The organism is Roseomonas populi (genome assembly GCF_024594815.1).
GTDB classification, from domain to species: domain Bacteria; phylum Pseudomonadota; class Alphaproteobacteria; order Acetobacterales; family Acetobacteraceae; genus Roseomonas; species Roseomonas populi.
Genome location: NZ_JANJOU010000018.1, coordinates 117704 through 129517, shown reverse-complemented (window position 1 = coordinate 129517; position 11814 = coordinate 117704). Strand labels below are relative to the sequence as shown.

11 protein-coding genes are annotated in these 11814 nt (G+C 69.8%); 1 reads left to right on the top strand and 10 read right to left on the bottom strand.

What is annotated here, in order from left to right:
• Positions 1-194 precede the first annotated feature (194 nt).
• The 9 genes from NRP21_RS19000 to NRP21_RS18960 form a co-directional block, all read right to left on the bottom strand.
• A complete protein-coding gene (locus NRP21_RS19000; RefSeq protein WP_257717803.1) occupies positions 195-1082 on the bottom strand; it encodes a copper resistance D family protein in 888 nt (295 codons plus the stop codon).
• Positions 1079-1456 carry a copper resistance CopC family protein gene (locus tag NRP21_RS18995; protein WP_257717802.1) on the bottom strand — a complete coding sequence of 126 codons (378 nt, stop codon included), beginning with the start codon at positions 1454-1456 and terminating at the stop codon, positions 1079-1081. The genes NRP21_RS19000 and NRP21_RS18995 overlap by 4 nt, the downstream gene beginning before the upstream one ends.
• Positions 1457-1592: 136 nt before the next feature.
• Entirely contained in the window at positions 1593-1796 is a 204-nt protein-coding gene (locus NRP21_RS18990; RefSeq protein ID WP_257717801.1) for a heavy-metal-associated domain-containing protein, read from the bottom strand.
• A gap of 181 nt (positions 1797-1977) precedes the next feature.
• On the bottom strand, positions 1978-2487 hold the full coding sequence (locus NRP21_RS18985) for a DUF305 domain-containing protein (RefSeq protein WP_257717800.1): 510 nt from the start codon (positions 2485-2487) through the stop codon (positions 1978-1980).
• Positions 2488-2594: 107 nt separating this feature from the next.
• A complete protein-coding gene (locus tag NRP21_RS18980) occupies positions 2595-2963 on the bottom strand; it encodes a DUF305 domain-containing protein (protein ID WP_257717799.1) in 369 nt (122 codons plus the stop codon).
• Positions 2964-3109: 146 nt separating this feature from the next.
• A complete protein-coding gene (locus NRP21_RS18975) occupies positions 3110-4480 on the bottom strand; it encodes a sensor histidine kinase (protein WP_257717798.1) in 1371 nt (456 codons plus the stop codon).
• On the bottom strand, positions 4468-5202 hold the full coding sequence (locus NRP21_RS18970; RefSeq protein ID WP_257717828.1) for a response regulator: 735 nt from the start codon (positions 5200-5202) through the stop codon (positions 4468-4470). Before NRP21_RS18970 ends, NRP21_RS18975 begins: the two co-directional genes overlap by 13 nt.
• A gap of 114 nt (positions 5203-5316) precedes the next feature.
• A complete protein-coding gene (locus NRP21_RS18965) occupies positions 5317-6090 on the bottom strand; it encodes a copper resistance protein B (RefSeq protein ID WP_257717797.1) in 774 nt (257 codons plus the stop codon).
• Between the two features lie 20 nt (positions 6091-6110).
• Positions 6111-8429 (bottom strand): multicopper oxidase domain-containing protein, encoded by a 2319-nt coding sequence (locus tag NRP21_RS18960; RefSeq protein ID WP_257717796.1) that lies wholly within the window; start codon positions 8427-8429, stop codon positions 6111-6113.
• 325 nt (positions 8430-8754) lie between these two features.
• On the opposite strand from NRP21_RS18960, the gene NRP21_RS18955 reads away from it, so the two are divergent.
• Positions 8755-9174 carry a hypothetical protein gene (locus tag NRP21_RS18955; protein WP_257717795.1) on the top strand — a complete coding sequence of 140 codons (420 nt, stop codon included), beginning with the start codon at positions 8755-8757 and terminating at the stop codon, positions 9172-9174.
• A gap of 168 nt (positions 9175-9342) precedes the next feature.
• Here the strand turns inward: NRP21_RS18955 and NRP21_RS18950 are convergent, their stop codons facing one another.
• The gene (locus NRP21_RS18950) at positions 9343-11742 is read right to left on the bottom strand and encodes a heavy metal translocating P-type ATPase (RefSeq protein WP_257717794.1); all 2400 of its coding nucleotides are present in this window, start codon (positions 11740-11742) and stop codon (positions 9343-9345) included.
• Positions 11743-11814: the final 72 nt, after the last annotated feature.

The following is an 11814-nucleotide window of genomic DNA, read 5'->3' as shown; positions in this document are numbered from 1 at the left end:
CGAGCCCGTCTTGTTCACCCTTGATCCTGACAGCATCCTCGGAAGCGGACGTACAGCGGCAAACCCGAGGTTTCAGGCGGGTGAATACTCTCCGTCGCGTTGACCCCGCTAAAGCCGTGCGCTTGGCCGCCAGTGCCGCACCCGCCGCCCGCCCTTACTTCAGACGCGCGCCGGTGTGTGGCACCGGCGGTCGCTCAGCCCTCGCCCTGCGGGCTGGTCGAAGTCATCTCAGCCACGGCCCAGAACACCAGTATCATCACCAGGATCTCCCACCCAATTGAGACCGCAAGGCGCCTGCCCGCTCCTGGGGCATCCGCCGCGAGGGCGGGTGTGAGCCGGAAGCGGTGCCAGGCCGCGAAGGCGAGCAGGACACCCACCAGCGCCAGCTTGGTCAAAAGGGCCCAGCCGTAGGCCGTGGTCACCAGGGTCTCCACGCTACCGACCAGGAGCCACGCCAGCAGGGCCCCGGCGAGGACCAGGCCACCCACGAACCAGACGGCTACCCGGGCCCAGCCCTCGACCAGCCGGGCCGCCTCCGGGCCGCCCCGCTTCGAGGCGAGAGCGAGCGGCCACAGACTGCCCGACCAGAAGGCGACCGCGACGAGGTGGAAAACCAGGGCAGCCGCCAGGAGCCACCGCGGCTGGTGCTGCGTGGTGTGGCCGACCGCGGTGAAGCTGGCCGCGACCGCCAGGATGCCTGCGGCGCCGATGATGACACCCGGGCGTCCCGTCCAGGTTGCCGCCGCTACGAGAAGCAGGCCTGCCCAGGCGATCAGGACGGAGATTCCGGGAGGCGAGGTGACCATCATGTCCCAGACCTCGGCGTCGAACGGATCCCCGCCCGACGCCAGTGCTACCTGAGTCGAGAACCAGAGCAGGCTGGACACCACGCCCAGCACCACCATCGCCCGGGTCAGGCGACGGCACGAGGCGGCCTCCTGGGCCGTCTGGAGGCGCCCGAAGCCGATGGCGAAGACACCGAGCCCGGCAGCCCCGAGACAGGTGACGTAGAAGGCGATTCGCCACGCCGCGGAGAGCCCCCGGAGCAGGTCCGGCTCCGGCCCGAGCAGCTCCAGGATCACCGCGAGGCGTTCACGGCGAAGCGCACCGCCCCACTCATCACATGGCCGTCGCCGCCCATGGCCCGCCACTCGATGCGGTAGGCGCCCGGCGGCAGCGACGCGGGAACGGTGGCCGTCGCATGGCTCGCCGCCTCGCGCCCGCCCTCGCGGCGGACCTGATGCTCCTTACCGGCCCCGTCGAGCAGGCGCAGCGACGTCACGCGGCACTCCTCGGAGAACATCAGGTGCACCGCCCGCGGCGACGAGTTCAGGGTCGAGCCGTCGGCAGGATCGGAGGAGTGGAGCATGGCGTGCGCGGAAGCCGCCGCGGGAGCCATCAGGACGACGGCAGCGGCCAGCAGGCCCTGCCGGAGGAAGCCGAAACGAGAAAGCATGATCTCTCCTGAGGAACTGCTTCCGCGGCCGTGATCGCGGCGGAAGCCTTGCAGGATGAATAGGCGGGCTGCCGGAAGGCGGCAGCTACAAAGACGCACCAATTTGTTTCCGCTGCAGGCCGACGCCCGCCTACAATCAGCTAGGCGTCGCGGCGGCTTTCCACCCTGCATCCTGCAGGGCGCTTCGAAGCGCCTCGCCGCCGAGGCGGCCGCCGTTGACGGAGATCGACCTGTCTTCGAGCCGGACCTCGACCTGTGCCGAAGGGTCGGCTTGCTTCACCGCGGCGGTCACGCCCTTGGCGCAGCCTTCGCAGTGCATGTTCTCGACGATGAAGTGCATGGGTATTCCCCTTTCCATTTTCCATGACAGTCGCCAGGAGGTGGGGCTTCCCATCGTGGCAAGGTCAAGAGAGGCGACGTGCGCGCCTCCATCCCGGGCGAGCATCATGCCCCGGCTCCCCCTGCGAGGCGGCGTCCGCAAGAGGGCAAGGACCTCCGGAGGAGGACGCGCCCGTTCCGGCTCACCGTCCCGTCGTAGCCGCGCTGGCCACGCGCGGCTCCAGGTCCGGCGCCCCCGGCGCGGTCGGATTGCGCTCGAGGTCGGCGATCAGCTGCTTCATCTCCCCGATTTCCCGGACCTGCGCCTCGATGATCTGGTCCGCCAGGCGTCGCACGCGCGGGTCGCGTATATGGGCGCGCTCGCTTGTCATGATGGCGATGGAGTGGTGCGGGATCATGGCCTTCATGTAGTCCACGTCGCCGACCGTCGCCTGACTGCGCACCAGGAAGAGCGACGCGGCGAACACCACCGCCCCACCGGCCACGATGGCCAGGTTCGCGCGCTTGCTGGGATACATCTTCAGCATGAACAGCATCATGATTAAGGCCATCGCCCCGCCCATCATGAGGGCCATCCATGTCCGCGTCTGGCTGTAGAACACGTGCTCGAACGCATAGGTGTTCAGGTACATGAGCCCGAACATGACCACCGTGGACACCAGGATCATCGCGCCGAAGCGGGTATAGCTCATCTCGATTTCCTTGGAGGCATGACCGCGGCGTGCGCATGCCGGTTCGCTCAAGCGTAGGCCCCGGTACGATCAGCGACGACCGGCCGGGGCCGCAGTCCGGGAAAGGTTCAGCGGGCCGGGTGCCGCGACATCCAAGCCCTCAACTCGGTGATTTCCTGCTGCTGCTTCTGGATCATCTCCTGGGCCGTGCGCTTCATCTCGGGATCGCGCCCGAGCTCGACCTCGACGCGTGCCATGTCGATGGCTGCCTGATGATGCCGTGCCATCATGCTGGCGAAGTCATGGTCGGCGTTGCCGGTCATCTGCTGAGCGGCCATGTCGCGGTTCATGCTCTCCATGGCGGCGTGGTACCCCGCCGCGGCGCCCTGGTGGCCGCCATGCTGGCCCGAGGCGCTCTGGGCGGACGCGGTGACTGTCCATATGAGCGCTGCCGCAGCAGCCACGGTGGCCTGGATGGCGCGACCTCTTGTCAACATCGGGTTTGTCTTTCTCGCTGGTGATGTGGGCACTTCAGCGGGCCCGGAGGTGTGTCGTGCCGCACGCTAATGCGACGCGTGCACGGAGACCGGCGCCGAACTGCATTGCTCCAACGCCCCGGGGCAGCGGTCCGGCGAGCGCTGGATTACATCGTTTTGTTGCCTTCCCGGGCGTCGCCGGGTCCCTGCGGCCTGCGAGGAAGCGTCAGCGTGACCACGGTCCCGCGCCCGGGCGCGCTCTCGATGGCAAGATGCCCTCCGTGGGCTTCGACGATGGCCTGGGCGGTCGAGAGGCCCAGGCCGCTGCCGCCGCCCGCGGTACGAGCGCGGTCGCCCCGGAAGAACGGCTCGGTCACCCTGGGAAGGTCTTCCGGCGGTATGCCGGGTCCGCGGTCGCCCACCCGCACCACCACCTCGTCCGGATGGGCTTCAACCTCGACCCATGAATCGCGCCCGTGCCGCACCGCGTTCGCGACCAGGTTCGTCACCGCCCGCTTGATGGCGACGCGTCGCCCCGGGGCGACGGCGGCGTCGTCGATCCGCCCTTCCTCGACCGGCGTCCCCGCATCGGCGAATTCGTCGGCGACAGTGCGGACGAGCGCCGAGATCGCGAGCGGCTGGACGGCCTCACCGGCGTGGCCGCCACGGAGGTAGGCGAGGACATCGGAGACCATCGTCTCCATCTCGGCAAGATCCCGGCGGATCGGCTCCCGTACCTCGTCCGGAAGTTCCTCGGCACGAAGGCGAAGGCGAGCGATCGGTGACATCAGGTCGTGGGACAAAGCCCCGAGTGCCAGTGTCCGTTGCCGGAACGCGTCACGGGTTCGCCCCGCCATGTCGTTGAGCGCCTCAGCAAGCTGCCGCACCTCGCGCGGGCCGGACGCGGAAAGGGCTGGTGGCTCGCCCTCGAGATCGAGGCGGGAAACCGCCTTCGCCAGCGCCGAGACCGGCGCCGACACCGAACGGGCCGCGAAGCCGACCGCGAGGAGGAGCGCCAGGCCGACGGCGGCGGCGTAGGAGTGCAGGACGCCCTGGTCGGCCGACAGCACGTTGAACGAGGCGAGTTCCATGTCCAGCCAGGAGCCGTCCTGCAGGCGGGCTACCGCTCCGATGCCGACGAGCCGGTCCGACGCATCCTCGTAGCGCCCGGGGCGCACGCGCACCTCCGTCGCGACGCCGCTCAGGGCCGCCGTCCGCGCCGCGACGGTCGGCCACTCCTCGCGGGAGGGATGCTCGGGGGTGGGAGCCGCGTCGCGCCGCCAATGGACCTCTAGGTCCGCCCGCGACAGAGCATGAGCGATCCTGTCTCTTTCCCCTTCGGGCGCCGCCGCGACGGCATCCAGGATCGTCGCCAGCCGCTGGGCCAGCAGCTCCTCGGTCCCCCGCTCCACGGCTTGGCGGAGCAGCACGTCGTGAATGCCGACCATGGCGGCGAACAGGATCGCGAAGCCGACCGTCAGGGTCGCCAGGGTCCGCGCGGCCAACGACTGTGGAAGGAACCACTTCAACCTGACCACTCCACTGGGCTGGACAGAAGGTAGCCCACCCCGCGGACAGTCTTGATCAGGCCCGGCTCACCGTCCTCATGCGGCCGGGGCCCGAGCTTGGCGCGCAACCGGCTGATCTGGACATCCATCGAGCGGTCGAGCCCGCCGTAGGGGCGGTTCCGGGCGATGTCCAGGAGCTGGTCCCGGGTCAGGATGCGCTGCGGCCGCTCCACGAAGGCCAGGAGGAGGTCGTACTCGCCACTGGTCAGTTCGACCACGACACTGTCGGGCCTGAGAAGCTCGCGGCGCCGGGTATCTAGGGACCAACCGGCGAAGTGCGCCACCTCGCGGCCCTTGCCACCCGCGTTGTCCTCGGGGCCCTCGGCCCGGCGGAGGACGGCCCGGATGCGTGCGACAAGCTCCCGAGGGTCGGCTGGCTTCACGACGAAGTCGTCCGCTCCAAGCTCCAGCCCTATGACCCGGTCCGATGCCTCGGCCAGGGCGGTCAGGATGATGACCGGGATCCGTCCCTCGGCGCGGAGATCCCGGCAGAGCTCGAAGCCCGACTTGCCCGGCAGCATGATGTCGAGCAGCACGAGGTCCACCTGGGCCGAAGCCAGGAGCCGCCGCATCTCGATGCCGTCCCGGGCGCCGCTGGCGCGGAACCCGCTACGGCGAAGAAACGTGAGCAGGAGCTTGCGGAGTTCCCCGTCGTCCTCGACGACGAGCACGTGTCGCCCCTCGCCGGACATCGGAGGCAGGTCGGCTGACGAGACGCCCCGGGGGGCGCTGCCGGGGCGATCGGTCAAGGCATCGTTCCCCCGGGGGAGCCTCCGGCAGCACGGCTGGGCATCCGCGGCCTCCTTTCAGAAGAAGAGCCGGATGCCGGACACGAACTCCACGCTCTCGGCACGTCCGCCCTCGTCCCGGGCGTAGCGCGCCGCCTCTCCGAACCGCCTCGTGTAGTTCACGCCGACGTAGGGCGCGACCTCGCGGGTGAACTCGTAGCGCAGGCGCAGGCCTGCCTCGACGTCGCTGAAGCCGCTGTTGACGCCGAGCTCGCGCACTCGCTGGGCAGCCAGATTGACCTCGACGTTGGGCTGCAGCACGAGGCGCTGCGTGATGTAGAGGTCGTAAGAAAGCTCCACCCGGGCGGAGAGGTCGCCGCGCTCGCTCACGAACGCCTGCAGGTCCACCTCGAAGAGTCCCGGAGCCAGTCCCTGGACACCGATGACGCCGTAGGTGCGATCAGGGCGTGGACGAGCGTCGTAGCGCACGCCCGCCTGGAAGTCCCAATAGTAGCCGATGAGGCGCGAGTAGAGCAGCTGGACCTCGGCGTTCTCGGCCCGGCGACCGCGCTCGACCTCTCCCTGGGTCTTGATCCAGATCTTGTCATAGTCCGTGCCGTACCAGGCCTGCCCGTCCCAGCGCGCGACGTTCGGCGAACCGTCGAGACCCACGCCCCACTCGAGGCGGTCGAAGAGCACGGCGCCGAAGTACACCTCGTGCGACGCCGGAGCGTGGGCGCCCGGGTCGTGCGCCAGGTTCTGGGAGACGGCCTGCTGGGCCGAAGCCTGCCCGGCGGCGAGAGCGCCGAGAAGGGGCAGCACGAGGGCAGCGCCCCGGGTCGTGCGTCGCATCGGGGATCGGTCCTTCGTCATCAGCCGTTGGACGCGACGCGCGGCTGACGCCGGATCTCGACCTTGCGCATCATCCCCGTCTCCATGTGGAACAGCATGTGGCAGTGGAAGGCCCAGCCGCCCTCGGCGTCTGCCTCCACGTCCACGTCGAGCGTGCTGCCGGGTTTGACGCTGATGGTGTGCAGCAGCGGGTTCTGGGCGCCATTGCCCACCTGCGGCTGCATCCAGACCCCATGCAGGTGCATCGGATGGCTCATCATGGTCTCGTTGATGAACCGCATCCGGACCCGCTCGCCGAGGGTCAGTACGATCGGCTGTGCCTCGCTGAAGCGGTTGCCGTTGATGGCCCAGAAGTACCGCTCCATGTTGCCCGTCAGCCGCACCTCCAAGATGCGGTCGGGCTCGCGCACCGGGTAGGGGTTCGAGAGCGCCCGGAGCATCCGGTAGGTGAGCACGCGTGCGCCAGGAGGCGCCCCGGTGTTGACCGCGAACGGATCGGGCGGCGTCATCCCTCCGTGGCCCGCATGTGCGCTGGCCGCGGAGGTGTCTACTTGGCCCACCTGGCCGGTGCCTGGCGCGCCGTGACCCATCGCCGAGTGATCGGGCGCGGCCGGGGCCGCGCTGCGCTGGTCGCGCCTCGGGGCGGGCGGGTTCTGCTGCCCCTGCGGCCTCCTTGGCTGGGTGGGGCGTGCCTGCTGCGGCTGCCCCATGCCGGGCATGCCGGAATGGTCCATGCCCGGCATGGTCGAGTGGTCCATGCCGGGCATGTTGGAATGATCCATGCCGGACATTCCGCCCTGTCCCCGGGTGGCTTGGGCCAGGGTGAAGTTCCCCGGCCCCGGAACCGAACCGGAGGGGATGCTGGCCGAGGCGAGGCGGAACATCGGGTCGCTAGCCAGGGATGAGGAGCGACCCATCCCCGGCATGTTGGAGTGATCCATCCCCGGCATCGTCGAATGGTCCATGGGTGCCGTACCGGAAGGCGCCTGGACCCGCCCGCCGCGTCCGGCGGGAGCAGGAGCGCCGCGGTTCATCCCGGGCATGTTCGAATGGTCCATGCCCTGCATGCCGCCCTGGGCGCCGCCGGAGCCCATGCCGGACATCCCCGGCATCCCCGAGTGGTCCATGCCGCCCATGTCCATGGACTCCATGGGCGCGATCTGGCCGGGCCGGTCCGTCTCGGGACGCAGGGTGCCGCGGTCGAGGCCCCTGGGCCCGTAGTTCCCGCCCATGTCGGCCATGGTCAGCAGCGGCCGCTCGCGGTGCGACGGAAGGGGAAGCATCGGCAGGCCGTTCTGGGTGGCGAGGCTGGCGCTGGCGAAGCCCTGGCGGCCCATGGATTCCGCCAGGATCTGGAACTGGCGCCCGCCGGTGGGACGGACGAGTACGTCGAAGGTCTCGGCAGGCGCGATGCGGAACTCGTCGATCGCCACCGGCTGCACGTTGTTGCCGTGCGCCTGCACAACCGTCATTTCCAGCCCGGGGATGCGGACGTCGAAATGGCTCATTGCTCCGGAGTTGATGAAGCGCAGCCGCACGGTCTCCCCCGGGCGGTAGGCGGCCGTGAAGTTCTGCTCGGGCGTCCGGCCGTTCACCAGGAAGGTGTATCCGGTGACGTCCTCGATGTCGGTCGGATCCATCCGCATCTCGCCCCACATCATCCGGTCGCGGATGATGGCCTCGCGCGCCTGGGCGTTCGGCGCTCGCGCGAGCTCGTTGGCGAGGCTCGCCGCGGTGCGCTTGTTGTAGTTGTAGTAGCCCGCGTCGCGCTTCAGGTTCTGGATGACGCGGTGCGGGTTTTCGTCGGTCCAGTCGGACAGCTGGATGATGTAGTCGCGGTCGAAGCCGAAGGGCTCGGCGCGTGCCGGGTCGATGACGAGGGGCCCGTATAGGCCCGCCTGCTCCTGCGTCCCGGAATGGCTGTGATACCAGTAGGTGCCCGCCTGGACGAGCGGGAAGCGGTACTGGTGCGTCTCGCCCGCCGCGATGCCCTGGAACCCGTCGCTGATGCCCGGCACGCCGTCCTGTCCGCTCGGGAGGATGAGCCCGTGCCAGTGGATGGACGTGCTCTCGCGGAGCCGGTTGGCGACGTTGATGACTACCTCCTCGCCCTCGCGGAAACGGAGGACCGGAGCCGGGACCGAGCGGTTGACCGCGATGGCCGAACGCGGACTTCCGGTGATATTGAGCGAGACATGCTCGATGGCGAGGTTGAACTCCCGGGGCATCATCCGTCCGATAACGGGCTGCGCCAGGGCCGACCTCGACAGTGCGGGAGCCGCGATGGCGGCGATGCCAGCAGCCAGCATGCTGCGCCGCGGAAGCGATAGCTCAGCCATGACGGAAAGCTCCTCTCGAGGTTGATGAGACGCGCGGCGACGGACTGACCGCGGCTGGTGCGGAAGTTGGCAGCCTTGTCGGCGCCGGACCTCGCATCGTCCGGTGGGTGTCGATATCGACGGTCAGCGCGCCTGCATCAATCGTGCACTGCCCGTGGCAATAAAACGTAAGAATTGAAGGAGTGGTCCGGCGACGACGCCGAGAGGCTGAACTTGTAGGGTCGACACGTGCCCCGCCGAACGCGAGGCAATCCCGCCGGACACGGGAGACCCGCTTCAGCAGCCAGCTCGGTCCGGCGCGGCACGGCGACAAGGAGGAAGCACCATGCTCGCTTCTCACCGCACCTGGTCCGCTCGTCTCGTCGTGGGCCTCGGCCTCGCGCTCACCGTTGCAGCCTGCGCGCCTCAGGGTGCGATGCCCCAGGCATCCGCCCCGACGTCCGCCGAGCTCCCCGTCCAGCCCGCAGGCCGCTCGACGACGCAGCCCGCCAGCGCCACCGGGCGGATGGACAGCATGCAGGGGATGGACCACTCCAACATGCCCGGGATGAACCACGGGAACATGCAGGGGATGTCCGGCATGCAGGGCCACAACATGTCCGGCATGAACATGCAGGACATGATGGCGCACTGTCGCCAGATGCAGGCCGACGCCAGTGCAGGGCGGCCGATCCCGCAGGACATGCAGGCGATGATGGCGCACTGCAACCAGATGGGCGGCGCGTCGGGTACGCGCGCCCGCTGAACCCGGGCGCGGCGGCGGTCGACAGCGCCGTCGCCGCGCATCGCAACCGACATCGCCCCGTGCGGTTCGGGTCGGCGCTTCCCCCGAGGCAAAACCCCCGGGGGATGTCGACCTCGACGATCCCGGCTCGCAATCATGCATGCCTGCGGCCCTGCTCGCCGGGCGGTCTCAGAGCCGCAGCGTCCGCAGCCGCAGGGCGTTGCCGATGACGGACACGGAACTCAGCGCCATGGCGAGGGCCGCCACGATCGGGCTGAGCAGGATCCCGAGGACGGGGTAGAGCACGCCCGCGGCCAGCGGCACGCCGAGCATGTTGTAGACGAAGGCGAGGAACAGGTTCTGTCTGATGTTGCGCATGGTCGCACGGCTCAGGGACCGTGCCCGCGCGATCCCGGCGAGGTCGCCCTTCACCAGCGTCACGCCCGCGCTCTGCATCGCGACATCCGTCCCGGTGCCCATGGCGATCCCGACGTCGGCCTCGGCCAGCGCCGGCGCATCGTTGACGCCGTCACCAGCCATCGCAACAACCTTCCCCTGCGCCCTGAGTTCGCGAACGATGCGGTGCTTGTCCTCAGGGAGGACGTCGCCCTGGAACTCGCCGATCCCGAGCTTCCGGGCCACCGCCCCGGCGGTCGTCTGGTTGTCGCCTGTCAGCATGACGATCCGGATGCCAGCGGCCCGCAGGCTCTCCAGGGCCGCGGGGGTGGTCTCCTTCACGGGGTCGGCGACGGCGATGACGCCCCCGGCCTTGCCGTCGACTGCGAGGAACAGGGCGGTGCCGCCTTCGCGCCGCAGTTCGTCGGCCGTGGCGGCAAGACCTCCGAGGTCGACGCTGAGATCCTGCATCAGCCGCGCATTCCCCAAGGCCACCCGGCGCCCGCCGACGGTGCCGGTGACACCCTTGCCCGTGACCGACCCGAAGTCCGCCGGTTCTTCCAGCGCCGCGCCGCGGTCGCGGGCGGCCGCGACGATGGCGGTAGCCAGGGGATGCTCGCTGGAGCGCTCCAGGCTGGCCGCCAACGGCAGGACCTGGGCCTCGGACAGGCCCGGCGCCGCGACCACGGCCATGACCTTGGGCCTGCCCTCGGTCAGGGTGCCCGTCTTGTCGACGACCAGCGTGTCCACCTTCTCCATACGCTCGAGCGCCTCGGCCGACCTGATGAGGACCCCGGCACCGGCACCCTTGCCGACGCCGACCATGATGCTCATGGGTGTGGCGAGGCCCAGGGCGCAAGGGCAGGCGATGATCAGCACCGACACTGCCGCGATCAGCCCGTAGGAGAGGGCCGGGGCCGGACCCCAGACAGCCCAGGCGAGGAAGGCGAGCACGGCCACGGCGATGACGGCCGGGACGAAGTAGCCGGATACATGGTCGGCCATCCGCTGGATCGGCGCCCGGCTGCGCTGCGCCTCGGCGACCATCGCGACGATGCGCGAGAGCATCGTGTCCGAGCCCACCTTGTCGGCCCGCATGACCAGGGAGCCGGTGCCGTTCACCGTTCCTCCGATGACCTTGGAGCCGGGGGCCTTCTCGACAGGCAAGGACTCGCCGGTGACCATGGACTCGTCCACGGCGCCGCCACCCTCCAGCACCTCGCCGTCCACCGGCACGCTTTCGCCCGGACGCACCCGCAGCCGGTCGCCAGCCTGGACGTCCGCCAGGGGAACCTCCTCGTCCTCCCCGTTCTCCTTGAGGCGCCGCGCGGTCTTCGGCGCCATGTTGAGCAGGGCGCGGATGGCGCCGCCGGTCTGCTCGCGGGCGCGCAGTTCCAGCACCTGCCCGAGCAGGACGAGCACGGTGATGACGGCCGCCGCCTCGAAGTAGACCGCCACCGTCCCGTCCATCCCGCGGAAGCCCTCGGGGAAGAGCCCGGGCGCGAAGGTGGCGACCAGGCTGTAGAGGTAGGCGGCGCCGGTCCCGAGGGCGATGAGCGAGAACATGTTCAGGCTGCGGTTCACGACCGACTGCCAGCCCCGCACGAAGAACGGCCAGCCCGCCCAGAGGACGACCGGGGTCCCGAGCAGGAACTGGATCCAGACCGACGTCCTGGGCGGCACCAGCCCGTGCAGGCCCAGGCCGGGGATGTGGCTCCCCATCTCCAGGACCACCACGGGAAGGGTGAGGGCCAGCCCGATCCAGAACCGGCGCGTCATGTCGGCCAGCTCGTGGTTAGGCGCGGCCTCCGCGCTCACCTCCAAGGGCTCCAGCGCCATGCCGCAGATGGGGCAGTTCCCCGGCCCCTCCTGCCGGATCTCCGGGTGCATGGGGCAGGTGTAGATGGCGCCCTTCCGGGGGGCGGGAGCCTGGGTCGCCGCCTTCGGCATTAGGTACTTGCCGGGGTCGGCCTGGAACTTCGTCCGGCACCCGGCCGAGCAGAAGTGGAAGGTCGTCCCGGCATGCTCCAGGCGGTGCTTCGAGGTCGCCGGATCGACCTTCATCCCGCAGACCGCGTCGGTGACGACCCCGGCATCGGCGGCCGGGCCGGGACCATGGTCGTGGTGGTGGTCGTGGCCGCAGCTCGCCCCGTGCTGGTGTGCGTGACCGTGACCCGTGTGCTGGCCGCTCATGATTGTCGCCCCGGTTCGGGCCGCGTCGGAGCGGGCCCTCGTTGCTCAGGTGACCGGCAAGGTGGGGTTTCC

Bases quoted from the DNA above. Each gene is read 5' to 3' on its own strand.
- NRP21_RS18995 (WP_257717802.1), bottom strand. From the start codon at position 1,456: ATGCTTTCTCGTTTCGGCTTCCTCCGGCAGGGCCTGCTGGCCGCTGCC.
- NRP21_RS18990 (WP_257717801.1), bottom strand. From the start codon at position 1,796: ATGCACTTCATCGTCGAGAACATGCACTGCGAAGGCTGCGCCAAGGGC.
- NRP21_RS18985 (WP_257717800.1), bottom strand. From the start codon at position 2,487: ATGAGCTATACCCGCTTCGGCGCGATGATCCTGGTGTCCACGGTGGTC.
- NRP21_RS18980 (WP_257717799.1), bottom strand. From the start codon at position 2,963: ATGTTGACAAGAGGTCGCGCCATCCAGGCCACCGTGGCTGCTGCGGCA.
- NRP21_RS18970 (WP_257717828.1), bottom strand. From the start codon at position 5,202: ATGTCCGGCGAGGGGCGACACGTGCTCGTCGTCGAGGACGACGGGGAA.
- NRP21_RS18965 (WP_257717797.1), bottom strand. From the start codon at position 6,090: ATGCGACGCACGACCCGGGGCGCTGCCCTCGTGCTGCCCCTTCTCGGC.
- NRP21_RS18960 (WP_257717796.1), bottom strand. From the start codon at position 8,429: ATGGCTGAGCTATCGCTTCCGCGGCGCAGCATGCTGGCTGCTGGCATC.
- NRP21_RS18955 (WP_257717795.1), top strand. From the start codon at position 8,755: ATGCTCGCTTCTCACCGCACCTGGTCCGCTCGTCTCGTCGTGGGCCTC.
- NRP21_RS18950 (WP_257717794.1), bottom strand. From the start codon at position 11,742: ATGAGCGGCCAGCACACGGGTCACGGTCACGCACACCAGCACGGGGCG.